General features: G+C 71.8%; 21 protein-coding genes. 8 read left to right on the forward strand and 13 right to left on the reverse strand.

Translation table 11 applies throughout. The annotated features are described in order from the left end of the window. The first annotated feature begins 141 nt into the window (after nucleotides 1-141). On the forward strand, nucleotides 142-567 hold the full coding sequence (locus ACGFMP_RS05695) for a hypothetical protein (RefSeq protein ID WP_393671333.1): 426 nt from the start codon (nucleotides 142-144) through the stop codon (nucleotides 565-567). A 194-nt stretch (nucleotides 568-761) separates the two neighbouring features. Here ACGFMP_RS05695 and ACGFMP_RS05700 read toward each other — a convergent pair whose 3' ends face one another. Beyond that, the gene (locus ACGFMP_RS05700; protein WP_393670495.1) at nucleotides 762-1328 is read right to left on the reverse strand and encodes a TetR family transcriptional regulator; all 567 of its coding nucleotides are present in this window, start codon (nucleotides 1326-1328) and stop codon (nucleotides 762-764) included. A 101-nt stretch (nucleotides 1329-1429) separates the two neighbouring features. Here ACGFMP_RS05700 and ACGFMP_RS05705 point away from each other — a divergent pair, with 101 nt between their 5' ends. Both ACGFMP_RS05705 and ACGFMP_RS05710 read left to right on the forward strand, forming a co-directional pair. After that, on the forward strand, nucleotides 1430-1855 hold the full coding sequence (locus tag ACGFMP_RS05705; protein WP_393670497.1) for a nuclear transport factor 2 family protein: 426 nt from the start codon (nucleotides 1430-1432) through the stop codon (nucleotides 1853-1855). A gap of 349 nt (nucleotides 1856-2204) precedes the next feature. Then, nucleotides 2205-3071, forward strand: coding sequence for a spermidine synthase (locus tag ACGFMP_RS05710; protein WP_393670498.1), 867 nt, complete (start codon nucleotides 2205-2207; stop codon nucleotides 3069-3071). A 24-nt stretch (nucleotides 3072-3095) separates the two neighbouring features. On the opposite strand, the gene ACGFMP_RS05715 is transcribed toward ACGFMP_RS05710, so the two are convergent. Next, entirely contained in the window at nucleotides 3096-3590 is a 495-nt protein-coding gene (locus tag ACGFMP_RS05715) for a hypothetical protein (RefSeq protein WP_393670499.1), read from the reverse strand. Between the two features lie 52 nt (nucleotides 3591-3642). On the opposite strand from ACGFMP_RS05715, the gene ACGFMP_RS05720 reads away from it, so the two are divergent. The 3 genes from ACGFMP_RS05720 to ACGFMP_RS05730 all read left to right on the forward strand — a co-directional run bounded on the left by ACGFMP_RS05720 (nucleotide 3643) and on the right by ACGFMP_RS05730 (nucleotide 7379). Further along, nucleotides 3643-4332 (forward strand): response regulator transcription factor, encoded by a 690-nt coding sequence (locus ACGFMP_RS05720; protein ID WP_393670501.1) that lies wholly within the window; start codon nucleotides 3643-3645, stop codon nucleotides 4330-4332. Beyond that, nucleotides 4329-5750 carry a sensor histidine kinase gene (locus ACGFMP_RS05725; protein WP_393670502.1) on the forward strand — a complete coding sequence of 474 codons (1422 nt, stop codon included), beginning with the start codon at nucleotides 4329-4331 and terminating at the stop codon, nucleotides 5748-5750. Before ACGFMP_RS05720 ends, ACGFMP_RS05725 begins: the two co-directional genes overlap by 4 nt. A 162-nt stretch (nucleotides 5751-5912) precedes the next feature. Beyond that, nucleotides 5913-7379, forward strand: coding sequence for a cellulose binding domain-containing protein (locus ACGFMP_RS05730; RefSeq protein WP_393670503.1), 1467 nt, complete (start codon nucleotides 5913-5915; stop codon nucleotides 7377-7379). 99 nt (nucleotides 7380-7478) lie between these two features. Here ACGFMP_RS05730 and ACGFMP_RS05735 read toward each other — a convergent pair whose 3' ends face one another. The 4 genes from ACGFMP_RS05735 to ACGFMP_RS05750 form a co-directional block, all read right to left on the reverse strand. After that, on the reverse strand, nucleotides 7479-8960 hold the full coding sequence (locus tag ACGFMP_RS05735; protein ID WP_393670504.1) for a GH1 family beta-glucosidase: 1482 nt from the start codon (nucleotides 8958-8960) through the stop codon (nucleotides 7479-7481). 90 nt (nucleotides 8961-9050) lie between these two features. Continuing rightward, nucleotides 9051-9968 carry a carbohydrate ABC transporter permease gene (locus tag ACGFMP_RS05740; protein WP_393670505.1) on the reverse strand — a complete coding sequence of 306 codons (918 nt, stop codon included), beginning with the start codon at nucleotides 9966-9968 and terminating at the stop codon, nucleotides 9051-9053. A 3-nt stretch (nucleotides 9969-9971) separates the two neighbouring features. After that, on the reverse strand, nucleotides 9972-10973 hold the full coding sequence (locus ACGFMP_RS05745; protein WP_393670507.1) for a carbohydrate ABC transporter permease: 1002 nt from the start codon (nucleotides 10971-10973) through the stop codon (nucleotides 9972-9974). A 175-nt stretch (nucleotides 10974-11148) separates the two neighbouring features. Further along, complete coding sequence (locus tag ACGFMP_RS05750) at nucleotides 11149-12504, reverse strand: ABC transporter substrate-binding protein (protein WP_393670508.1); 1356 nt, start codon at nucleotides 12502-12504, stop codon at nucleotides 11149-11151. A 308-nt stretch (nucleotides 12505-12812) separates the two neighbouring features. Here ACGFMP_RS05750 and ACGFMP_RS05755 point away from each other — a divergent pair, with 308 nt between their 5' ends. Both ACGFMP_RS05755 and ACGFMP_RS05760 read left to right on the forward strand, forming a co-directional pair. Next, entirely contained in the window at nucleotides 12813-13847 is a 1035-nt protein-coding gene (locus tag ACGFMP_RS05755; protein ID WP_393671334.1) for a LacI family DNA-binding transcriptional regulator, read from the forward strand. 206 nt (nucleotides 13848-14053) lie between these two features. Next, a complete protein-coding gene (locus ACGFMP_RS05760) occupies nucleotides 14054-14872 on the forward strand; it encodes a BTAD domain-containing putative transcriptional regulator (RefSeq protein WP_393670510.1) in 819 nt (272 codons plus the stop codon). 64 nt (nucleotides 14873-14936) lie between these two features. Here the strand turns inward: ACGFMP_RS05760 and ACGFMP_RS05765 are convergent, their stop codons facing one another. The 7 genes from ACGFMP_RS05765 to ACGFMP_RS05795 form a co-directional block, all read right to left on the reverse strand. After that, nucleotides 14937-16787 (reverse strand): ABC transporter ATP-binding protein, encoded by a 1851-nt coding sequence (locus ACGFMP_RS05765; protein WP_393670511.1) that lies wholly within the window; start codon nucleotides 16785-16787, stop codon nucleotides 14937-14939. 4 nt (nucleotides 16788-16791) lie between these two features. Then, nucleotides 16792-17349 (reverse strand): hypothetical protein, encoded by a 558-nt coding sequence (locus tag ACGFMP_RS05770; RefSeq protein ID WP_393670513.1) that lies wholly within the window; start codon nucleotides 17347-17349, stop codon nucleotides 16792-16794. A gap of 16 nt (nucleotides 17350-17365) precedes the next feature. Then, nucleotides 17366-17884 carry a MauE/DoxX family redox-associated membrane protein gene (locus tag ACGFMP_RS05775; RefSeq protein ID WP_393670514.1) on the reverse strand — a complete coding sequence of 173 codons (519 nt, stop codon included), beginning with the start codon at nucleotides 17882-17884 and terminating at the stop codon, nucleotides 17366-17368. 109 nt (nucleotides 17885-17993) lie between these two features. Continuing rightward, on the reverse strand, nucleotides 17994-18434 hold the full coding sequence (locus ACGFMP_RS05780) for a S26 family signal peptidase (protein ID WP_393670515.1): 441 nt from the start codon (nucleotides 18432-18434) through the stop codon (nucleotides 17994-17996). 10 nt (nucleotides 18435-18444) lie between these two features. Then, on the reverse strand, nucleotides 18445-18645 hold the full coding sequence (locus ACGFMP_RS05785) for a hypothetical protein (RefSeq protein WP_393670517.1): 201 nt from the start codon (nucleotides 18643-18645) through the stop codon (nucleotides 18445-18447). Nucleotides 18646-18887: 242 nt separating this feature from the next. Further along, nucleotides 18888-20720 (reverse strand): discoidin domain-containing protein, encoded by a 1833-nt coding sequence (locus tag ACGFMP_RS05790; RefSeq protein ID WP_393670518.1) that lies wholly within the window; start codon nucleotides 20718-20720, stop codon nucleotides 18888-18890. A gap of 348 nt (nucleotides 20721-21068) precedes the next feature. Then, nucleotides 21069-22613, reverse strand: coding sequence for a cellulose binding domain-containing protein (locus ACGFMP_RS05795; RefSeq protein ID WP_393670519.1), 1545 nt, complete (start codon nucleotides 22611-22613; stop codon nucleotides 21069-21071). Between the last annotated feature and the right edge of the window lie 272 nt (nucleotides 22614-22885).

The raw sequence follows: 22885 nt of genomic DNA on the forward strand, positions 1-22885 counted from the left end.
ACGGATATCTCACGCACGATCTGCCATGAAACGCCACTCTTACGGCATGAAATCCACGTAGCCGTTGACGTCGTCGCGCGTTGTCAGGGTGTGGCACAAGCACAGCGTGCGCCGATCCCATCGCGAGGAGCGTTTGCCTTGTTGGACACCAGCGGTACGCATACGTCGGGTCCGAGTTCGGAGCACAGCGAACCGCCGCCGCCGTGCGACCTGGTGACGGTGCCGGCGAGGCAGGGCCTCGAAGCGGCGGATCTGCTGCGGCTGGGCAGCGGTGTCGGCCCGGTGCTGCACGACAGCAGCGGCGGCAGCCTCGGCTTCCTGGTGCCACCGGGCACCGCGGAGTGCTGGGACCTGCCGGGCAGCTCGTGCACCCGCACCGACGGCAGGGGCCTGGTCCTCGACGGCCCGGCGGTCGCCGACACCAGGTGGATCGTGCCGCCGCACACCGACACCGCCGTCACCGACCCCGCGGTGCTGCGGGCCGCGCTCGGTGAGGCCGCCCGCACCATCGAGCTGGTCGACGGCTACCAGGGCCTGCGTGCGCGCCAGGCCGTGTCCGACAAATGATCACCACTCGATGAGCCACGGGCTCTCATGGCGGTGCGGCCCGGCGATGCTGGACCGATGCCAGGGCAGAGGAAGAGGCGTCTGTCGTCTGTCGTGACGGCTGGGAACGTCGACGCCATACGGTCGGCCTTCGGAAACGCGGCATCCGCGCCGCGTCGTCAACTGCTGGGCGGCGGTCCTCAGTGCTGCCGTCCTCAGTGCTGTGGTTGCGTCAGGGCGCTGATGCCGGGGCGGAGGAGGGCGGCGATGCGCTCGGTGGGGGCGTCGCGGAGGGCGGGGAGGCCGAGGAGCTGGTGGCCGACGGTCACGCCGAGCAGGGTGGTGAGGGCCAGCAGGGCCCGCAGTTCGGCGTCCTCGGCAGGCGGCATCGCGGCGACGACGGAATCGGCCTGCTGGGAGAGGAGGGCGCGGATCTGCTCGGCCGCGCCGGGGTCGGTGAGCATCGACCGCATCATCGCCAGGGCTCCCTCGGGCAGGCCGCCGAGTTTCGGGCCGAGCGTGGCCAGGAGCTGGTCGGCGAGGACGCCACTGCCGGTGGCGGCAGGCACGGCGGGGAGCGCCTGGACGGCCTGGGTGAACAGGCCCCGCTTCGAGCCGAAGTACTGCATGACCAGGGCCGGGTCGACACCGGCCGCTGCCGCCACGGCGCGGACGGTGGTGCGGTCGAATCCCTTCTCGGCGAACAGCTCCCGGGCGCTGCCGAGGATCCGCGCCTCGGTGGCGCTGCGGCGTTCGGCGCGGGACGGCTGGGCGGTGGGCACCGGCCCAGTCTACAGCCGTTCGCTCCACGACCGTTGACCGAATGCCAGGGCGCCCTCTACCCTCGTTGGATCAACAATCGTTGAGTGAATGGATTGCTCCCGTGACACGCACCGAGACCCTTGCCGGCCGCGGTCCGCAGGACGTGCTGGACCGCTACTACCAGGCCATGCTCGACAAGTCGGCCGACGACCTCGCCGACCTCTACGCGGCCGACGCCGTGCACGAGTTCCCGTTCTCCACACCCGGATTCCCGCCGCGTTTCGAGGGGCGCGAGGCCGTGCGCTCGGGCTACCGGGCCGCCTGGGGCGCGAGCCCCGCACAGGTGTCGGAGATCCGCAGGGTCGCGGTCCACCGGACCGCCGACCCGGAAGTGATCATCGCCGAGCAGGTCGTCGTGGGTACGGTGCCGGCTGCGGACGCCGCTTTCACCGTTCCCGGACTGCTGGTGCTCCGCGTCCGCGGCGGGCTGATCAGCGAGGTCCGCGACTACATCGACAGTTCGGGAGTCAGCAGCGCCAGGGCCTGAGAGGCCGGCGGCGGAATCGGCGATCCGCGCCGCCGGCCCCTCGACGCGGCAAGCGCACGTGCCGGGCGCCGCCAGGCAGGCGGGATTCGTCGTACACGGCCTGGTGCGGTGACCGGCGGCGGGCTGCCGGAAGCTCACGACGGGCTACGGGCTACGGGCTACGGGCTACGGGCTACGGGGTGCGTCGCAAGGCGCAGGGCCAGGGCCTGCCTCATGGCGGGCCTGCCCGGTTGGTCCGGAAACGCCGAGTGAAGGTACGGCGGAGTCCGGGGGAGGTCCGTGCGGGGCTTCGCGAGCCGGTGGACCTTCCCGGTCGCAGCACCAGCCCCGATGCCCCGATAATCGGCGCATGGCAGGCAAGAGGCGCGGCGGCCGGGCGCGCACACCCGATGCGGTCACCGCGCAGGTCGCGGGCGGCGCCGCGGTCCTCGTACCCGACAGGGAACGCCCCCAGGCGTGGGCCCTTGTCGTCGAGGGCGCCCCCCAGTCCCATGTCGACCTGGCGGAACCCGACCACCTCGGCTTCTCCTACCAGCGCAGGCTTGGCCACGTCATCGACCTCGTCGCGCCGCCCGGGATGCCGCTGCGGGTGCTGCACCTCGGCGGCGGGGCGCTGACCCTGGCGCGTTACACCGCCTTCACCCGGCCGCGCTCCACCCAGCAGGTCATCGAGGTCGACTCGGCGCTGGTGGACCTGGTCCGTGCGCATCTTCCGTGGGACCGCGGCTGGCGGATCAAGGTACGCGAGGGTGACGCGCGGGCCGGGCTCGCGAAGATCCCCGACAGCTGGGCCGACCTGGTCATCGCCGACGTCTTCGGCGGCGCCCGCACCCCCGCGCACCTGACCAGCGCGGAATTCCTCACGGATGTGCGGAGGGTGCTGCGGGCCGGCGGCGACTACGCCGCCAACCTGACCGACGGCGGGGCGCTGGCCTTCCTTCGCGGGCAGGTCGCCACGGTGCGGGCCGCCTTCGGCGAGGTGTGCGTCGCCGCGGATCCCGCGGTGCTGCGCGGCAGGCGGTTCGGCAATGCCGTGCTGTGGGCGGCGGACCACGACCTCCCGGTCGCCGACCTCACCCGCCGCGTCGCGACGGATCCGCACCCCGGCCGGGTCGAACACGGCCAGTCCCTCACGGACTTCGTCGCCGGGGCCGCCGTGGTGACGGACGCGACCGCCGCCCCTTCCCCGCCGCCGCCTCCCGGCGCCTTCGGCTGACCTCGGGCTGACCTCAGGCGAGCGCTACTCCTCGTAGGACTCCACCGACGGCGGATGCCCGTTCCAGGTGCAGAAGACCGTCGAGGCCGCGTCCGCTGAGGTGAAGGTGACCCGCAGCCAGCCGTCCTCCGGCCAGACCTGCATCTTCCAGCCGGGGTTCGGCGTCGCCGAGACCAGCGTGGCCGCGCTCGGCCCGAGCGCGAGCACGACCCGGCCGCCCCGCATGGTGTAGCCGTGCACGTTGGCGGGCGCCGTCGTGGCCGCGACCGTGGTCGGCGCGGGGGGCGGTGCCGGGGTCGCCGCCCGCGTGGCCGGGGCCGGTGCGGCGGGCCGGGGGGTGCTGGTGGCCGCCTGGGGCCGATGGGTCGAGGAGGCCAGCGCCGGTGCGGTGACCGGGAGGGCGCGCGGCGGGTCGTAGGCGGTGCCGCGCAGCACGCTGTGGACGCCGAACCACGAGAGCGTCGCGGCCGCCGCGGTGGTGAGCGCCCAGACGCAGGTGTGGAGCAGCCCTCTGTGCACCCGGCCATAGTGCCGCACCCACGAGGCGCCGCGACACGCTAGGTTGCCGCGCATGGCAAGTGTGCTCGTGGTCGAGGACGACCAGTTCGTGCGCTCGGCCCTGATCCGGCACCTGACCGAGGCGTCCCACACCGTACGGAGTGTGGGCACCGCGCTCGAGGCGTTGCGGGAGGTCGCGCAGGTCGGTTTCGATGTGGTGATCCTGGATCTGGGGCTGCCCGACCTCGACGGGTCGGAGGCGCTGAAGATGCTGCGCGGGCTCAGCGATGTACCGGTGATCGTGGCGACCGCGAGGGACGACGAGGCGGAGGTCGTACGGCTGCTCAACGCGGGCGCCGACGACTATCTGGTGAAACCGTTCTCCGTGGAGCATCTGTCGGCCCGGCTGGCCGCGGTGCTGCGGCGGGCCCGCAGCAGGTCGGCGGCGCCCGCGGCGGACGCGGTGATCATGGTCGGCGGGCTGACGATCGACGTGCGGCGCCGGCTCGCGGTGCTGGACGGGGTGACGCTCGACCTGACCCGGCGGGAGTTCGACCTGCTGAGCTTCCTTGCCGCGCGGCCCGGCGTCGTGGTGGCCAGGCGCGAGCTGCTCGCGGAGGTCTGGCAGCAGTCCTACGGCGACGACCAGACCATCGACGTGCATCTGTCGTGGCTGCGGCGGAAGTTGGGTGAGACCGCGGCGAGGCCGCGGTATCTGCACACCCTGCGCGGGGTGGGGGTCAAGCTGGAGCCGCCGGCATGAGGTGGTCCCTGGTCAGGGTGTCGCTCGCGGTCACGGCCATGGTGGTGATCGCCTTCGCGGTCCCGCTCGGCCTGGTGGTCAGGGAGTTGGCCAGGGACCGGGCGCTGACGAACGCCGAGCGGCAGGCCGCGGCCATCGCGCCGGCGCTGGCGATCACCACCGACCGGGGGCAGTTGGAGCGGGCCGTCGCGACGACGCAGGCGGGGGCGATGCAGCGGATCGCCCTGCGGATCCCGGCCACCCGGGACACCGCCGAGGTCAGGATCGGGCAGCCGCGCGCCGAACGGGCGGCACTCGACGCCGCGTCGGCGCACGGCGAGGCGGCGACCGTGCGGGTCGCCGGCGGCTACGCGCTGCTGCGGCCGACCGCCGTCGGGTCGGGGACGATCGCGGTCGTCGAGGTCTTCGTGCCCGACGCCGACGTCACCCGGGGCGTGGCCACCGCCTGGCTGGTGCTCGCCGGGGTCGGCCTCGCGCTCATCGTCGGTTCGGTGGCGGTCGCCGACCGGCTCGGCAGCCGGATGGTGCGGCCCGCGGTGCGGCTGGCGGGGGCGGCGCAGCGGCTCGGGGAGGGCGACCTCGGGGTACGGGTGCCCGAGGCGGGCCCAGAAGAACTGCGCGCCGCCGCGGTCGCGTTCAACGCGATGGCCGACCAGGTCGTGCACCTGCTCGCCGCGGAGCGGGAGCTGGCGGCGGACCTGTCGCACCGGCTGCGTACACCGCTGACCGTGCTGCGGCTGAACACCGCCTCGCTCGGTGAGGGCCCCGCCGCCGACCAGACCAGGGCCGCGGTCGCCCAACTCGAGCGCGAAGTCGACCAGATCATCAGGGCGGCACGGGAGCATCGCGCACCGCAGTCGGCGGCCGGGTGCGACGCGGCCGAGGTGATCAGGGAGCGGATGGCCTTCTGGTCGGCGCTGGCTGAGGACGAGGCCCGCGAGGTGCGGACGGCGGGCGCCGACCGGCCGGTGAGGGTTCCCGTGGTGCGCAGCGAACTGGCCGCGGCGCTGGACGCGATGCTCGGCAACGTCTTCCGGCACACCCCCGAGGGCACCGCCTTCGCGGTGGACGTGCACCGCACGGACGGCGCCGTCATCGTGCTGGTCTCCGACGCGGGACCGGGGGTCGCGGACCCGGCAGCCGCGGTGCGCCGCGGGCACGGCGACGGCGGGCAGGGCTCGACGGGCCTCGGCCTGGACATCGTGCGCAGGGTCGCGGAGTCCACCGGCGGGGACATGCGCATCGGCCGGAGTGTGCTGGGCGGCGCGGAGATACGGCTGTGGCTCGCGCTCGGCGGTGCGCCGGCCCCGGCCGCGCACGGTCACAAGCGGCGCGGGAGGCCGGCGGCGCGTCGAGGGCTGACGCCCGAGCTCGCGCAGTGGCCGGCCGAGGAACGAGGCCGTCCGCGAAGCGAGTGAGCAGGAAGCCCGAACGACGCGGCCACCTTTAACGGGCCCCTTGCCGTTGCTTAAGTCCGCCATAAGAAGCCGCCGAAGCGTCCTGAACAGGCTTTTTGCCCGACTGCCAGCGGTTAGCGTGCAGCGCGTCACCACCTCCCCCCGAGCCGAGGCAGGCAGCACATGGCACGCACGCACCGTCGCCGTCCCAGCCGCAAGGTCCAGTTGACCGTCGCCGTCGCCGTTGCGGCGGCCCTCGCGGGCGGCGGGTTCGCCCTCGCGGGCTCCGCCAGCGCGGCGACGGTCGGGGCCGCGTACTCCAAGACCAGCGACTGGGGCAGCGGCTACACCGGGCAGTACGAGATCAGCAATTCCACCGGCAGCACCCTCGACGGCTGGACGCTGACCTTCCAGCTGCCCGCGGGCACGACGATCAGCTCGCTGTGGAACGGCACCTACACGGTGTCGGGACAGACCGTGACGGTGAAGCCGGCGGGCTGGAACTCCTCGATAGCCCCCGGCGGTACGGCGGACATCGGCTTCGTCGCGAGCGCGACGGGCAGCGCGGGCGACCCGGTCGGCTGCCTGATCAACAACGCCAAGTGCTCGGTGGACAGCGGCCCGACCGCCACCCCCACCGGCCACCCCACGGGCACCCCCACCGCCACGGCGACGGCCACCCCCACCCGCACCGCGACGCCCACGGCGACCCCCTCGGCCACCGCGACCACCGACCCGGGCAGCGGCTCGGCGGGCGGCGCCGGCTTCTCGCCCTACGTCGACACCTCGCTCTACCCGGCCTACGACCTGGTCGCCGCCGCCGAGGCCAACGGCGTCAAGCAGTTCAACCTGGCCTTCGTCGTCTCCGGCGGCGGCTGCGTCCCCAAGTGGGGCGGTGTCACCGACCTCGGCAGCGACGCGGTGGCCGCCCAGATCGGCGCGCTGCGCGCGGCGGGCGGCGACGTCCGGGTCTCCTTCGGCGGCGCCAACGGTACGGAACTCGCCTCGGCCTGCACCTCGGTGGCGGACCTGGCGGCCGCGTACGGCAAGGCGGTCGACCAATTCCACCTGACGAAGGTCGACTTCGACATCGAGGGCGGCGCGTTGCCCGACACCGCGGCCAACACCCGCCGCGCCCAGGCGATCACCCAGCTCCAGCGAGCCCACAGCGGCCTCGAGGTCTCCTTCACGCTGCCCGCGATGCCCACCGGCCTCACCCAGGACGGCATCGACCTGCTGGCGAACGCCAAGGCCAACGGCGTGGACGTGCACGCGGTCGACATCATGGCGATGGACTACGGCGCGTCCTTCTCCGGCGACATGGGCCAGTACGCGATCGACGGCGCCACCGCGACCCAGGCCCAGGTCAAGAGCGTGCTCGGGCTGTCCGACGCCGCCGCCTGGCAGAAGGTCGCGGTCACCCCGATGATCGGCGTCAACGACGTCAGCACCGAGGTCTTCACCGTCGCCGACGCCGGGCAGCTGGTCGCCTTCGCCAAGGCCAAGGGCCTGGCCTGGCTGTCCATGTGGTCCGCCACCCGCGACAAGCAGTGCCCGGGAGGGGCGCAGAACTGGGCCGACGCCAGCTGCAGTTCGATAGCCCAGAGCGCGGGCGCCTTCTCGAAGGCGTTCGCCGGCTACGACGGCTGACCCGCGACCGGTCCTCCCCCACCCCCACGGGGGAGGAACGTCAAGGAGCGGTACGGCAGCACCCTCGAACTGCCGTACCGCTCCTTTTTCTCCGTCCCCTCAGGACTTCCCGTCCTCCTCCGGGAGGTCCTGAAGGACGTTTCCGCGCGCCACCGAGGCGTACCAGTGCGCGCTCTGCTTCGGGATCCTGCGCTGCGTGCCGAAGTCCACGTAGACGGCGCCGAAGCGCTTGCTGTAGCCGTAGGCCCACTCGAAGTTGTCCATCAGCGACCACAGGAAGTAGCCGCGCACGTCGGCGCCGCCGCTCACCGCCTGGTGCACCGCGGACAGGTGGCCGTGCAGGTAGGCGATCCGCTCGGGGTCGTTGACCAGACCCTCGGGCGAGATGTAGTCGTCGTACGCGGCGCCGTTCTCCGTGACCATCATCGGCAGGCCCGGGTGCTCCCGGGCGATCCGCTGGATCAGGTCGCGCAGGCCTGTCGCGTCGACCGCCCAGCGCATCGCGGTGGTCTCGCCGGGCGGCAGGTGGAAGGCGACGTGCTCGGAGCCGGGCCACGGCGAGAAGTCGCTCGACCCGTGCCCGTCGTTGCGCGGCGCGGCGGGACCCTCGGTCTGCACCCGGCCGTCGGAGACCAGGGTCGGGGTGTAGTAGTTGATGCCGAGCAGGTCGATCGGGCGGCCGATCTCGGCGAGGTCGCCGTCCTTGACCAGCGACTCCCAGTCGACCAGGTGGGCGGTGTCGTCCAGCAGGTCGGCGGGGTAGCCGTCACCGAGGATCGGGCCGAGGAAGACCCGGTTGCCGACCGCGTCGATCCGGCGGGCCGCGTCCAGGTCGGGGGCGGAGTCGGTGAGCGGGCGGACCTGGTGCAGGTTGAGGGTGATCGAGGTCTGCGCTGTAGCGGGGAGAACGGAACGCAGAACCCCGATCGCCCGGCCATGGGCGAGGTTGAGGTGGTGCACGGCCTTGAGCGCCGCCTCGGGCTCCGTACGCCCGGGGGCGTGCACGCCCGAGCCGTAGCCGAGGTAGGCCGAGCACCACGGCTCGTTGAGCGTGGTCCAGTACGGCACCCGGTCGCCCAGCGCGCCCGCCACGATCTCGGCGTACTCGGCGAACCGCTCGGTGGTGTCGCGTACGGTCCAGCCGCCGACGTCCTCGAGGTCCTGCGGCAGGTCCCAGTGGTAGAGGGTCGCGACAGGGGTGATGCCCTTGTCGAGCAGTTCGTCGGTGAGCTGCCGGTAGAAGTCCAGGCCGCGCTGCACCGCGGGTCCGCGCCCGGTCGGCTGGACCCGGGACCAGGAGATCGAGAAGCGGTAGGCGCCCAGGCCCAGGTCCGCCATCAGCGCGACGTCGTCGCGGAACCGGTGGTAGTGGTCGGCGGCGATGTCGCCGGTGTCCCCGTTGCGGACTCGGCCCGGGGTGTGGCTGAAGGTGTCCCAGATCGAGGGCGTACGGCCGTCCTCGGCTGCGGCGCCCTCGATCTGATAGGCGGCGGTGGCCGCCCCCCAGACGAAGCCGGGGGGGAAGCGGAGCGAGGCCGAGCTGGCAGAAAGCTCAGTGCTCTCTGAACGGACAGCTGTCATGACGGGGGACTCCAGGGGAATCAGGGGGTAGTTGGGGGGCGCTCCGGCCCGTGCGACGGCGGTGCGCAGCGGGCCGGCGGCTGGGGGGTCTCAGCTCTTCACGGCACCCGCCGTGATTCCGCCGACGATGTGCTTGCCGAGCACGGTGAACACGAGCAGCAGCGGCAGCGTCGCGACCAGGGCTGCCGTCACGACGACCGCGTGGTCGATCGTGTGGTTGCCGGATCCCACGCCCTGCAGGGCGACCTGAACCGTCGGGTTCTGCTGGTTCAGGGCGATGAACGGCCAGAAGAAGTCGTTCCACGACTGGACGAACACCAGCATTCCCAACACGGCCATCGCGGGCCGGGCGATCGGGAAGACCACGTGCCACAGGATGCGCAGGCTGTGCGCCCCGTCCACCCTGGCGGCCTCGATCAGCTCGATGGGCAGCGCCTCGGAGAGGAACTGGCGCATGAAGAACACACCGAAGGCGGCGACCAGCGACGGCAGGATGACGGACTGCAGGTGGCCGACCCAGCCCACGTTGGTGATGATCTGGTACAGCGGGATCACGCTGAGCTGCGGCGGGATCGTCATGGTGGCGACCACGATCATCAGCAGGATGTTGCGTCCGCGGAACTGCAGCTTGGCGAAGGCGAAGCCGGCCAGCGTCGCGAACAGCACGGTGCTGACGGCGACGCAGCTCGCCACGATGGTGGAGTTGATCAGGGCCGTGGTCATGTCGACCTCGTCCCAGACGATCTTCAGGTTCTCGATCAGGTGGCTGCCGGGCAGCAGCGGGGCGGGCGGCTGGACGATCTGGCTGTCGGTGTGCGAGGCGGCGACGAACGTCCAGTACAGCGGGAACAGCGACACCAGGGCGGCCAGGACGATCAGCACGTAGGCGACCGGGCCCGCGTTCTGCTGCTTGCCCGCGCCGCCGGCCTTCAGACGGCGGCGCGGCCTGGGCGGGGCGACGGCGTGCCGGGACCGCGGCGGCCGGCCGGCTTCGGTGAGTTGAGCCATGGGTCAGCCCCCCAGCTTCCGGCGGTTGGAGCGCACGATCAGCAGGTTGACGGCGCCGATGAGGAGCAGGATCAGCAGCATCACCCAGGCCACGGCGGATGCCTGGCCGAGTTCGCCGGTGTTCCAGCCCTTGTCGTACATGTAGAGGCTCAGGGTCTGGTACTGGTGGTCGGTGCCGCCGGTCATGCCGACGCCGCCGCCGAACATCAGCGGTTCACCGAACAGCTGGGTCGCGCCGATGGTGGAGACGATGATGGTGAACAGGATCGTCGGCCGGATCGACGGGATGGTGACGCTGACGAACTGCCGCCAGCGCGACGCTCCGTCCAGTGCGGCGGCCTCGTAGAGGTCCGCGGGCACGGCCTGCATGGCCGCCAGGTAGATCAGCGCGTTGTAGCCGGTCCAACGCCAGGTCACGATCGTGGAGATGGCTATCTGGGCGGGCCACTTGGACGATTCCCAGTCGACATGGCCGAGCCCGACGTGTCCGAGCGTCTGGTTGATGATGCCGTAGTCGGGGTTGAACAGCTGGATGAAGACCAGGGTGGCCGCCGCGACCGAGGTCGCGTACGGGGCCAGGATCGCCACCCGGAAGAAGCCCCGGCCGCGCATCTTGTAGTTGAGCAGGTGCGCCAGGCCCAGTGCCATCAGCAGCTGCGGCACCGTGGAGATCACACCGAGTGTGAAGGTGTTGCGCAGCGCCTTCCAGAAGAACGGGCTGTCCCACAGCGTCGTGTAGTTGTCGAAGCCGACCCACTTGGCGGGGTTGCCCAGCTCGACCTGGTTGAAGGACAGGTAGCCGGTGTAGATGAGCGGGAAGAGGCCGAAGGCCGCGAAGACGATGAAGAAGGGGGCGACATAGGCGTACGGCGACGCCTTGGTGTCGAACCGGTAGAGCCGGGCACGCCAGCCGGGAGGTCGGCTGTCGCGCTTCACGTGCGGGCTGGGGGCGGGCCGGGACGACGGGGGGCTGCCGTCGGACGTCGCCCTGACGGAGGTGGCCACGAGTGGCGTCCTTCCGGTAGGGATCGGGCGGTGGACCGGGCGAGGGGGGAGGGTCGTTCAGAGGTTGAAGTAAGTCCGGGGCGGCGCGTTCAGGAATTGCACCCGGCCCGGAACACAGCCGTAATGCGGGCCGCCCGGCAGGTGGGAGTCACTGCCGGGCGGCCCCGCCTGGGTACTACTGGACGACCTTGTCCTTGATCTGGGCGACCACGTTGGACCAGGCCTTGTCCTTCTTGGTCCCGCGCTGCTCCATGTCGAGGATGCCGTTCTTGGTGATGATGTCCTTCACCGTGCCGTCCCACTGCCCGATCGGGGCGGGGGTGATGTTCTTGGCGGCGGTGGAGAAGATCTGGCCCATCGGCGTACCGGGGAAGTACGGGTTCTGCAGGTTCTGCACCGCCGGGTCGGCGAGCGCACCGGTGGTCGACGGGATGTTGCCGAACTTCTGGAACACCTTGACCTGCTGGGCGGCCGAGGTCAGCCACTGCGCCAGGGCGGTTGCCTCGGCGACGTGCTTGCCCGACTTCGGGACGGCCAGGAACGATCCGCCCCAGTTGCCGACCTGCGGAGGCTGGGCGACATCCCACTTGCCCTTGCCCGCGTCACCGGAGTTGCCCTGCACCAGGCCGACCATCCAGCTCGGGCAGGTGACGGTGGCGAACTTGTTGTTCTTGAAGGCCGCGTTCCAGGTACCGGCCGTGTCGAGCTGCTGGAAGCCGGCGGTGAGGTGGCTCTCCACCGCCTCGGTGGCGATGTTCCAGGCGGTCTTCACACCGGCGCTGGTGTCGTAGATCAGCTTGCCGCTGGCGTCCGAGTACTGCGTCGGCTGGCTGGCGAGCACCGAGTTGAACAGGCCGCTGCCGGAGTCCGAGAAGGACATGCCCTTGGGCTTGGTCTTGCTCGCCTCGAACTGCTTGCCCAGGTCGACGAACTTCTGCCAGTCGCCCGACCAGTTGGTCGCGAGGGTGTCGCGGTCGGTGGGCAGACCCGCGGCCTTGAAGGCGTCCTTGTTGTAGCAGATCGCGATCGGGCCCGCGTCGGTGCCCAGACCCACGACCTTGCCGTCGGAGGTGGTGGCCTGCTTCTCCTTGTACGGCAGCCAGTCGGTCGTCTTGAAGCCCGGGGCCGACGTGAAGTCCACCAGCTTCGACGCCATGTTCGGCTGGGTCGCCAGTCCGATGTACCCGACCTCGATCGCCTGGATGTCCGCCAGGCCGCTGTTCTGGGTCAGGTGCAGCTTGAACGAGTCCCAGGACGGCTGGGCGTCGGAGACGTTGTCCTCGACGATCGTGATGTTCGGGTGCAGCTTGTGGTAATCGGCGTAGAGGGCGGCGCCCTTCTTGTCGTCGAAGCCGAACGAGCCGAAGTCGGCGATGTGCAGAGTGATCTTCTCGGTGGACGACGCGGTGCCGTCGGAGCCGGCCTTGTCGTCCTTCTTGTCGCTGCTGCAGCCGGTGATCAGCGTCGCGCAGGCTGCGAGACCCGCGACCGCGATGACTGCGGTCCTGCGGGTTCTGCCGGAAGTGCGCATTCCACTCTCCTTGTCAGGGTGGGTCAGCGTGCGGGTGGTGCCGTGGGTCCCCGGGGCGTACGTACGGATGGCGCGGTGGGAGCGCTCCCACGTAGGCTTTCCGGAACATTCACGCCTAGGAGGGGTCAGTGTCAAGATGTGAAGTCGATTTCGTTGCCGGAACGTGTCCGGAGCTGACTCTTGATTACTTCTTGAACGGAAGCTCCTGCCTGGGGCTTGTAGTGTGGGAGCGCTCTCAAGAACCGCTCCTGCGGGGAAGGACCGGGCGCTAAGGTGGCGCGAAATGAGTACTGGAGGCGGCAGTGGCCATGAACGGGCGGCACAGCGGACGTCCCACCCTTGAGGAGGTGGCGCTGCGCGCCGGAGTCGGGCGGGGCACGGTCTCCCGGGTGATCAACGGATCGCCCCGGGTGAGCGACCGGGCCAAGGCCGCGGTCGAGGCCGCGATCGCCGAACTGGGCTACGTGCCCAACCGGGCGGCACGGGCGCTCGCGGGCAACCGCACGGATGCCATCGCGCTGGTCATCCCGGAACCGGAGACCCGGCTGTTCGCCGAGCCGTACTTCTCCGACATCATCCGGGGCATCGGCGCGGAGCTGGCCGACACCGACATGCAGCTGCTGCTGACCCTGATCCGCACCCCCAAGGAGCGGGCGCGGTTCGCGCAGTACCTGGCGGCGCACCGGGTCGACGGGGTGCTGCTGGTGTCCGTGCACGAGGACGACCCGCTGCCGGACCTGCTGGAGCAGCTGGAGATGCCGGCGGTACTCAACGGCCGGCGCAGCGACCTGGAGTCGGTGTCCTATGTGGACGCCGACAATGTCGGCGGCGCGCGGGCCGCCGTGGCGCACCTGATCGCCCGCGGGCGGCGGCAGGTCGCGACGATCACCGGGCCGCCCGACATGTACGTCGCCCGCAGCCGGCTCGACGGCTACCGGCAGGCGGTCGAGGCCGCGGGCAGCGGCCTGGAGACCGGCTTCGACACGGCGCTGGTGGCCCGCGGCGACTTCACCGAGGAGGGCGGCAGGCGCGCGATGCGTGAGCTGCTGGTACGCCGCCCCGGCATCGACGCGGTCTTCGCCGCATCCGATCTGATGGCGGCGGGCGCGCGGGCGGTGCTGCGCGAGACGGGCCGCAGGGTGCCGGACGACGTCGCGCTGATCGGCTTCGAGGACTCGGCCATCGCCCGCCACATGGACCCGGCCCTCACCAGCGTGCGCCAGCCCACCGAGGAGATGGGCCGCACGATGGCCCGGGTGCTGCTGGAGGAGATCGCTGAGCGCGAGTCGGTACGCCGGCACGTGGTGCTGGCGACGGAGCTGGTGCAGCGCGACTCCGTGTAGCAGGAAACCGGGCCGGCGGAATCGGTACGGCGGGACCGGTGCCCGGCGTGCCGGACCGGAGACGTGACCTGTTACCGCCGTTTTGCCCCCTTGTGTCAACCTGCCACCAACTTCGTTGACACTCGATCGAGCGCGTGACTAACATCGCGAATGGGAGCGCTCCCACTAAGGATCAGACACGCTGCACGCGATCCGGGGAGGGGTGGATGGGCGTTCGTTTCGAAGTGCTGGGCCCATTACGGGTGTTGAAGGACGGTGAGTTACTGCAGGTGAGGGCGGCCAAACCGCGGCTGCTGCTCACCGCTCTGCTGCTTGAGGCGAACAGCCCGGTGTCGCTGGATCGGCTGCTCGCCGTTCTGTGGGAGGACCGCCCGCCGAAGTCCGCACTGGCCAACATCCGCAGCTACGTCAACCAGCTGCGCGGTGTCCTGGGCAGCGGGCGGCTGGGCGCGCACGCGCCCGGCTACCGGCTCGACGTGCGCCCCGGCGAGCTCGACATGCTGGACTTCCGCGACCTGGTGCGCCGCGGCCGGGCCGCCAGAGCCGAAGCCGACGACGAGCGGGCAGGGACGCACTTCGGCGCCGCGCTCGCCCTGTGGCGCGGCGGGGCGGCCGAGAACGTACCCCGTACGCTCGCGGTCGAGGCGCGGCTCGACGCGCTGGAGGAGCAGCGCTGCCTGGCCGTCGAGGAGTGGGCGCGCGCCGAACTCGCCCTCGGAAGGCACGGCGAGGTCATCGGAGCCCTGCGCGACACCCTTGCCGCCCGGCCGACCAGGGAGCGGCTGTGGCGGCAGCTGATGCTCGCCCTGTACGCCACAGGGGACGTCGCGGGCGCGCTGACCGCCTACGGCCAGGCCCGGCAGGCCCTCGACGGCCACCTGGGGGTCGAGCCCGGTGCAGAGCTCAACGAGCTGCACCGGCTCATGCTCAACCGCGACCCGCACCTGGAAGCACTCGAGCCCGCACCGCTGCCCGCGGCGTCCTGCCCGCGGTGTCCCCGGCCGCGCTGCCCCTGCGGGGCCTGACGGCCCAGCACTGACCGGCGGCGCCGAGCGGGCGCCGCCGGACGGCGGGCGGTCTGCGGGCGGTTCAGGCCCCTGCGCTGTGGTATCCCTCGGCCTGCAAGGCGAACAGGCGCCGGTAGATGCCGTCCTGACGGGTCAGCTCCTGGTGCGACCCGCGTTCCGCCACCCGCCCCTCCGCCAGCACGATCAGCAGGTCGGCCGTCCTGATCGAGCCCAGCCGGTGCGAGATCAGCAGGCTGGTCCGGCCGGCCCGGTGGGTGCGCAGCATCCGGTGGATCTCCGCCTCGGCCTCCGCGTCCAGGCCGGAACTGGGCTCGTCCAGGATCAGCAGGTCGTCCTCCTCGCGCAGCAGCGCGCGGGCGAGCGCCAGCCGCTGCCACTGCCCGCCGGACAGCACCACCCCGGCCGCCGGGTCGTCACCGTCGTCAGGACCGAAGAAGGTCCTGGTCAGCGGGGTGTCGTAGGAACGCGGCAGCGCCTCGACCGTGCCGTCCACCCCGGCCCTGCGGGCCGCGGACGCGATACGGGTCCGGTCGGCGGCCAGCACGGCCGCGCCGTCCACCTCGCCGAGCGCGATGTTCTCCCCGGCCGTCAGGTCGTACTCCATGTAGTCCTGGAAGACCGCCCCGATGCGGCGCCGCAGCCCCGCCGGGTCCAGGTCGCGCAGGTCGGTGCCGTCCCACAGGATCGCGCCGCGGGTGGGGTCGTAGAAGCGGCAGAGCAGTTTGACGACGGTGCTCTTGCCCGCCCCGTTGCGGCCGACCAGCGCGACGGAGCTGCCGAAGGGGATGGTGAAGCTGACCCCGCGCAGCACCCACGGGTGGTCGGGGGAGTAGCGGAACCAGACGTCGCGGAATTCCACCCCCCTGGCCAGCCGGGGCTGCGCGGCGGGGCGGGCGGCCCGCGGCAGGTCGGGCCCGGCGCCGGTCACCGCGAGGTGGTGGCCGAAGGCCAGCAGGCTGCGGTGGGCCATCGTCAGCTCGCCGACCAGTGCGGCGATCGCCCCCTGCACTCCGGCCACCGAGGCGGCGAGCAGCATCACGTCACCCCCGGTGAGGCGGCCCTCGTGCGCGGCCAGCAGCGCCCAGACCAGGCCGCCGCCGGCGATCAGCGCGGACAGCAGGCCGAGCGCGCACTCGGTGACCAGCTCGCGGCGGTCCATGGCCCGCTTCTCGGTGTCGGACGCCAGGCGTTCGGTGTTCATCCGGTCGCGGAAGTAGCGGCCGGCGCCGAACAGCCGCAGCTCCTTGGCGGCCTTGGCGCTCGTCAGCAGCTGCCGGTGGAACAGCTCCCGGCGCTCGGCGGGGCCGGTGCGCCAGAGCACGGCCGCCCGCCGCCTGGACAGCCGCAGCTCGGCGGCCAGCGCGGGCAGCGCGGCGGCGACCAGTGCTGCCGCCAGCCACCGGTTCACCACCACGAGCGAGCCCAGGAAGCCCAGCACGGTGAGCAGCCCGCGCCCGACCGACAGCGCCCCCGCCAGCACCCCGCTCGGGGCGGTGGCCGCCGCCTGGTGGGCCATGCCGAGGCGGTCCAGGAAGCGCGGGTCCTCGAACCTGGACAGTCCTGTGAAGCCCTCGACCGCCGCGAACAGCTGGTCCTGCGCCAGCCGTCCGGTGCGCCGCTCCAGTTCCTGCCGGACGTAGCGGGAGCCGAGGGAGACGGCGACCGCGAGCACTCCGGTCGCCGCGAGTCCCGCCGCGACCCCGGCCATGTCGGACGTGCCGGCGGAGCGGTCCGCCACCACGTCGAGGGCGGCCTTGGTCAGCCACGCGGTCGCGACCGGCACGACCGCCTGAAGCACGGCCAGTACGGCGTAGCCCACGGTGTGCAGCGGCCCGGCGCGCCAGGCGAGCGAGAGTGCGGCGAGCAGGGCGGCCGGCGTGGCCCGGTCCCGCTCGGCGTCCGTGGCCGTCACGCGGTCACGCGTGGGCGGTGACGACGACGTCGTCGAGCCGGGTCCCGCTGACCATGATCCGCCCGCCGGACCCGACCAGGGCGAAGGCGGGGAACGCGCGGATGGTGAGGGCCGAGGTGAGCGCGCCGCCCATGCGCTCGACGACCACCCGGGAGACCGGCTCCAGCTTCGCGCACAGCGGGCCGGTGTCGCCCATGCCGGCCACCACCACGGCCAGCACCTTCGCGGCGCCGCCGGGCACGCGGGCGGCCAGGTCGAGGAAGCCTGGCAGCGCCTCGTGGCAGGTGTCGCAGGTCGGTGAGAAGACGCCGACCAGCAGCGGGGTGTCGATGGCGGCCCGCGACACGGTGGACCCGTCGGTGGCCGCGGCCTCGAAGTCCGCCGCGACCTCGCCCTCGGGGAGGATCGCGAGCCGCTCCGCGGGTGCCCGCGAGCCGGCCGCGGGCCGCCGGCCGAGCAGCTCGGTGTGCTCGCGCAGGCGCCGGACCACTCCCACGGTCAGTGCCAGATCCAGCAGGCACAGCGCGGTCAGCACGACGACGAGTGTGACGAGATACGGCATGGTGGTGCCCTCCGGATCAGGCGGTCGGTCGGAAAAGGTCGGTGAGTTCCTCTGCGGCGGCGGTGACCGCGGCGGCCACCGCTCCCACCGCGACGGCGGTCAGCACCCCTGCGGGGTCGCCGGGGACGCCGTTGCCCGCCGTGGCCAGGCCGAGCCCCGCGCACGCCGCGAGCAGCGCGTTGCGTGCGGCGTGGCCGTAGCCCAACTGCTGCCGCGCGCTGCCGAAGCAGGCGCAGGGCGCCCGTTCGTCGCGCCGCACGGCGGCGACGACCGCGACGGTGAAGGCGGCCAGCAGTGCCAGCGCCAGGCAGAAGCCGGCGGTGACCGTGGCCGGCACCGCCAGCAGCACCGCGGTGGCGGCTTCCGCGCCGAGCACGGCGGCCGCGAGGGCGCGCCCGGGGGCCCACCGGGGCGCCATGCGGCGGGTGGCGGCCACGAAGGCGGCGTAGGCGGCGGGACCGCGCAGCTTGCCGCCCGCCGAGGCCAGGAACAGCAGGGCCAGCAGGCTGCGGCAGCCGACGGCGGCGTATTCCACGGTGATGTCCTTTCGTCGACGCTCGGGCGCCGTGCGGCAAGCGGGGTGGTCCCTGCCGCGGGCGGCCCGGCGTGGCGGGTGGCGGCGGCCCGGTCCTGCGGGGAGGGGGTCAGCCGATCCGGCGCAGCACGATGCCCAGCAGGCCGTCCCCGGGGACCGGACCGCACTGCCGGGAGTCGAAGCTGGTCGCGGTGTTGTCGCCGAGCACGACCACGGTGCCGCTGCCGACCCGGTCCCAGGGGACGGTGCGGGCGACCGACTCGGGCAGCGGGTCGCCCGGCAGGGCGGCCGCTCTCTTGACCATCCAGTCGCCTTCCGGCGACGCGGGGACGGGCCCGCCCCTGAGCCACGGGGGCGTACGCAGGACGATGACGTCCCCCGCCCTGACCCGGGACAGGCCCGCCCGCCGGACCAGCAGCCGGTCACCCGCGTGGAAGGTCGGCTCCATGCTCAGCCCGCTCACCAGGACCACGGCGAACATCCGCCGGAGCACTGCCAGGACGGACGCGGCCGGCAGCACGGAGCCGGCCGTCCACACGAGCGCTGTCATCCCGGCGGCGTCAGCAGTACAGGTGGTACTTGTCGCAGCTCGTGCCGCCGCCGCAGGACGCGCCCCAGCTGCAGCACGTGCGGCCGTAGCAGGAGTTGCCGTCCCACCAGCACGGGCAGCCGGGCTGCACGGGCCCGTAGGCCTGTGCCGTGTGCTGCGGTACGACGCGGGAGAGCAGCTTGTCGCCGAGCGACCCGATCATCTTGATCATCTCTTCGTACTTCCTTTCACGGAGTGCGGACGAGAACACCGTGAACCTAGGAAGCCGCGGCACATTTTTGATACGACACACATATTTTCCCGGTACATTGCCGGCCCGGCCGACGGCCGAAAAGCACCGCCGGGGGCGGGACCCGGTACACGTGGGGCGTGTACCGGACCCGCCCCCGGCGGCTTGTGGGGGGATGTGGGGGGATCCAGGGGGGAGGCGTCCGGATGGACGCCGCCGGCCGGCTAGAAGCCGACGGCGACCTCCATCCACTGCGGGTTCTGCTGGGAGGCGTAGGCGGCCTGGCCGGCCACGTCGTCGTACGGGAAGCCGTACGCGAGGTGGTTGATGCCGTGGTCGTGCCAGTACTTGGCGTACCAGTTGGCCGGGTCGCCGCCGGTGTAGAACTTGGTCGGGTCCTGCTGCTGGGCGGCCGGCAGTGTCGCGGTGTGCCGGTTGAGCGCCGCGCACTTCGCCGCGTCCGCGCCCATGGTGCCCGCGCATCCGAAGATGTTCGAGGTGGGCTCGTTCACGCCGACCGACTGGGCGTACGCGGTGTAGTAGTTGGCGTTGACGCCGCCCGCGCGGAAGCTCGGGTCGCTGCCGGGGGCGATGATCCGGTAGGGCGCCTGGGTCTGCGCGAGCACCTTGAACTGCGAGGGCACCGCGTTCTGGAAGGACTGGAAGACCTGGTCGCGGCTCATGGTGAACAGGTCCTGGCTGTCACCGAGCTGGATGTCCTCGCCGGAGTGCGAGTGCAGCCTGATCGCCAGCGGCAGCGCCCACGCGTCCACGCGGGTGGTGTTGCCGTTGAAGACCGTCGCGCCGATGGTGAACTCGATGAAGTCGTTGTACTGGCTGTTCGGCGAGCCGACGTAGAAGTACATCCGGCCCGAGGAGTTCGCCGGCATGTCGAAGTACGGCTGCTCGGCGATGGAGTGCACCTGGCCGTTGAAGCTCCAGTAGACCTGGCTGTCCGGGTAGGCGCCGTTGGTGCGGTTGAGGATCTTCAGTTCCATCACGTTGTGCGCGGCAGGGATGTCGTCCGTGGTGCCCCAGAAGGAGTCCGGCGGAGTGGTCGTGCCGCCGGTGGTCCCGCCGTTGGTCCCGCCGCCGTTGGTGGTGCCGCCGCCGACGGTGTGCACCTGGAACTCCCACAGCGAGTCGCCGTAGGCGGTGGCACGGGCGGTGGCGTAGACCCGCACGTAGCGGCCGGTGCCGGTCACGTTCAGGTTCTGCACCCCGCCGGTGGACGTGGTGGTGGAGTAGACCGTGGTCCAGGTGCCGCTCGGGTTGTCGGTGACCTGGATCTGGTAGGCGGTCGCGTAGGCCGCCTCCCAGTTCAGGCCGACGCCGCAGACCTGCTGCGAGGAGCCGAGGTCGACCTGTAGCCATTGCGGGTCGCCGAAGGCGCTGGACCAGCGGGTGGCGGTGTTGCCGTCGACGGCCGCCGAGGCGGGGGTGCCGGCGTTCTCGGCGGAGGAGGCGGTGGCGGTCTTGCCCTGCGCGGAGTTGTCGGTGCTGCACGCACCGGGCGTGGTCGTGCCGCCGGCGCCGTAGACCTGGAACTCCCAGAGCGAGTAGCCCCACTGGGTGGCCCGCACGGTCCCGTAGACCCGCACGTAGCGGCCGGAACCGTTTACGGCCAGATTCTGCACGCCGCCGGTGCCGGTGGTGGTGGAGTAGACGTCGGTCCAGGCGGTGCCGTTGGCGGACGTCTGGATCTTGAAGGACTTGGCGTATGCCGCCTCCCAGTTGAGCGTCACCTGGCTGATGGTCTGGGTGCTGCCGAGGTCGACCTGGAGCCACTGGGGGTCGGCTGCGGCGCTGGACCAGCGGGTGCCGGTGTTGCCGTCGACCGCCGCGGAGGCGGGGGTGCCGGCGTTCTCGGTGGACGACGCGGTGGCCGGCTTCCCCTGCGAGAGCAGGGTGCCCGCGGCGCGGGCCGGGGACTGCGAGGTCACCACCAGGACGAGCCCTGCCAGCAGGGCGAGCAGGGCGGTGAGGACCAGATACGGCTGGCGTCCGCGGTGGCGCCCTGGCCGTCCGCGCACCAGCAGGGAACTGCTGCCTGACATGTGTTCTCCTCAACCGGGTGGGGGTCCGTGACGGAGGCCGCCAGAGCAGGGTGAGAGCGCTCTCTTGGCGAGGTGATGTTTACAAGCCACGTACATCCGCGTCAATAAGTTGTTCAATAATGGCCAGTTGAGACTTTGCGTGATTACGAGACTCGAACGGAGCGGCCGCCGGCCGCGGCCTGCTCAGCCCCTGCTCAGGCGGCACCGGGGCCGCTGCGGGACCGGCCGGCGCGGGTCCGCGGCGAGCCGCCGGGTGCCGGGGCGGTCCCGCCCCCGGGACATGGGGGAGGGGCGGGCCCGTGCACGCCATCCATGCACGGGACCGCCCCCGTTCGAGGGGTCGCCGGGTCAGCCCAGCGACGCCAGGTGGTTCTTCAGACCCAGGCCGTAGTTGGTCGGGGTGCCGTCGTAGGAGGAGATCAGCGACGGCCCTGAGGAGCAGTCCCAGGTGTTCCAGGTCCACCCGAGGTAGGACAGCTGGTGCGAGTCGAGCCAGTTCATGAAGCTGTCCACGAACGAGTGGGAGCAGGTGTTCTCGCCCATCTCACCGGCCACCAGCGGCACCTTCGCCGCCACCGGTGCCAGCTGGGAGTCCCAGCAGGAGGTGTTGGCGCACGAGTTGAAGTTGTATACGTGGACGGCCGCCGCCAGGTTGCCCGTCGGGTCGGTGGGCTTGTGGGCGAGCCAGCCCGTCAGGTCGTTGGAGTACGCGAGACCGCCCAGCAGGACGACGTTCTGCGCACCGGTGCCGCGTACCGCGTCCAGCATGTCCTGCATGCCGGCCACCTGGTAGCCGATGCCGGGGCAGGTGCCGCCGTCCCGCCAGCAGGACCAGGCCTGTTCCGCGGTCGAGGTGGCGCGGTCGGGGTAGGGCTCGTTGAACAGGTCGAAGACGATCGACGTGTTCGACTTGAAGGTGTTCGCCACGCTGGTCCAGAACGGGACCGCGTACTGCGCGTCGGGCATCGGCTTCTGGCAGGTCGCGTTGACGTCCGTGCAGCCCGCCGAGTTGCCGGTGTAGGTGCCGTGGGTCCAGTGCAGCTCGACGATCGGCGTGATGCCGTGCGCCACCAGCCGGTTGACCCAACCGGTGATCGCCGCGATGTAGTTGGCCCCGCCGTCGGCCGCCGGGACGTAGGACAGGCCCTCCCAGCAGTCCTCGTTGAGCGGCACGCGGACCGCGGTGACGCCCTTCCAGCTCTTGATCGAGTTGATGGCCGCGTCGTCCACCGGCCCGTCGAAGATCCCGTTGCCCTGCGCGCAGGCGAACTCGGTGCCCGAACGGTTCACGCCGTGGAGGACCACCTGCTTGCCGGTGGAGTCGAGCAGCTTGTTTCCGGCCACATGCAGCTTGGGCGGCGCGGCGTCACCGGTGGGCGGCGTGGTCGGCGGGGTCGTGGGCGGGGTGGTCGGCGGCGTGGTGGGCGGCGTTGTGGTGGGTGTCGTCGGCGGGGTCTGGGTCGGTCCGCCGGTCTGGTTGCAGGCGGCGCCGTTGAGGGTGAAGCCCGCCGGTATCGCGTTCCTGCCCGACCAGCTGCCGAGGAAGCCCGCGCTGACCGTGCCGCCGGTGGGGATGGTCCCGTTGTAGGACAGCGAGGTGGCGTGCACGGCCGTACCCGACTGCGCCCAGGTGGCGTTCCAGCCCTGGGTCACCTTCTGGCCGTCGGCGAAGGTGAAGCCCAGGTCCCAACTGGTGGTCGGCGTACCGGTGTTGGTGATGACAACGTTGCCCTGAAAGCCTGCATCCCACTGGTTGGTGATCGTGTAGAGGACCGAGCAGCTCGGCGCGGCGCCGGCCGCGGCGGTGCTGAGCGTGGGGAGCAGCGCGGCGGCCGCTGCCGCCGTGGTGACGGCGGCGATGGCGAACGCCGCGGTGCGCGTAGGTCGTCGCATGTGCGACTCCTCATGATGTGGGGGGATCGAGAGAAATCGGGTGGGCAAGAAAAGTGGACGCGCTCCCACTGGTCCGGCGAAGACCATAGCGCCAAGTCCGGTCCGACGGTAGGGGTGATGTTTCGGCCGCGAGGGTGCCCGGTCGACTTGTGCAGACGGGGCCCCGCCAACAGGCTGTTCTGGTTCACCTCTTGACAGTTCTTTGTCAACGCCTTGATGGTGGGAGCGCTCCCACTGGTTCACAGCAAAATCGCAGGACCCATCCCCCCACG

Source organism: Streptomyces sp. NPDC049040, from assembly GCF_043197715.1.
GTDB lineage: Bacteria > Actinomycetota > Actinomycetes > Streptomycetales > Streptomycetaceae > Actinacidiphila.

Bases quoted from the DNA above. Each gene is read 5' to 3' on its own strand.
- ACGFMP_RS05710 (WP_393670498.1), top strand. From the start codon at position 2,205: ATGGCAGGCAAGAGGCGCGGCGGCCGGGCGCGCACACCCGATGCGGTC.
- ACGFMP_RS05720 (WP_393670501.1), top strand. From the start codon at position 3,643: ATGGCAAGTGTGCTCGTGGTCGAGGACGACCAGTTCGTGCGCTCGGCC.
- ACGFMP_RS05725 (WP_393670502.1), top strand. From the start codon at position 4,329: ATGAGGTGGTCCCTGGTCAGGGTGTCGCTCGCGGTCACGGCCATGGTG.
- ACGFMP_RS05730 (WP_393670503.1), top strand. From the start codon at position 5,913: ATGGCACGCACGCACCGTCGCCGTCCCAGCCGCAAGGTCCAGTTGACC.
- ACGFMP_RS05735 (WP_393670504.1), bottom strand. From the start codon at position 8,960: ATGACAGCTGTCCGTTCAGAGAGCACTGAGCTTTCTGCCAGCTCGGCC.
- ACGFMP_RS05740 (WP_393670505.1), bottom strand. From the start codon at position 9,968: ATGGCTCAACTCACCGAAGCCGGCCGGCCGCCGCGGTCCCGGCACGCC.
- ACGFMP_RS05750 (WP_393670508.1), bottom strand. From the start codon at position 12,504: ATGCGCACTTCCGGCAGAACCCGCAGGACCGCAGTCATCGCGGTCGCG.
- ACGFMP_RS05755 (WP_393671334.1), top strand. From the start codon at position 12,813: ATGAACGGGCGGCACAGCGGACGTCCCACCCTTGAGGAGGTGGCGCTG.
- ACGFMP_RS05760 (WP_393670510.1), top strand. From the start codon at position 14,054: ATGGGCGTTCGTTTCGAAGTGCTGGGCCCATTACGGGTGTTGAAGGAC.
- ACGFMP_RS05770 (WP_393670513.1), bottom strand. From the start codon at position 17,349: ATGCCGTATCTCGTCACACTCGTCGTCGTGCTGACCGCGCTGTGCCTG.
- ACGFMP_RS05780 (WP_393670515.1), bottom strand. From the start codon at position 18,434: ATGACAGCGCTCGTGTGGACGGCCGGCTCCGTGCTGCCGGCCGCGTCC.
- ACGFMP_RS05785 (WP_393670517.1), bottom strand. From the start codon at position 18,645: ATGATCAAGATGATCGGGTCGCTCGGCGACAAGCTGCTCTCCCGCGTC.
- ACGFMP_RS05790 (WP_393670518.1), bottom strand. From the start codon at position 20,720: ATGTCAGGCAGCAGTTCCCTGCTGGTGCGCGGACGGCCAGGGCGCCAC.
- ACGFMP_RS05795 (WP_393670519.1), bottom strand. From the start codon at position 22,613: ATGCGACGACCTACGCGCACCGCGGCGTTCGCCATCGCCGCCGTCACC.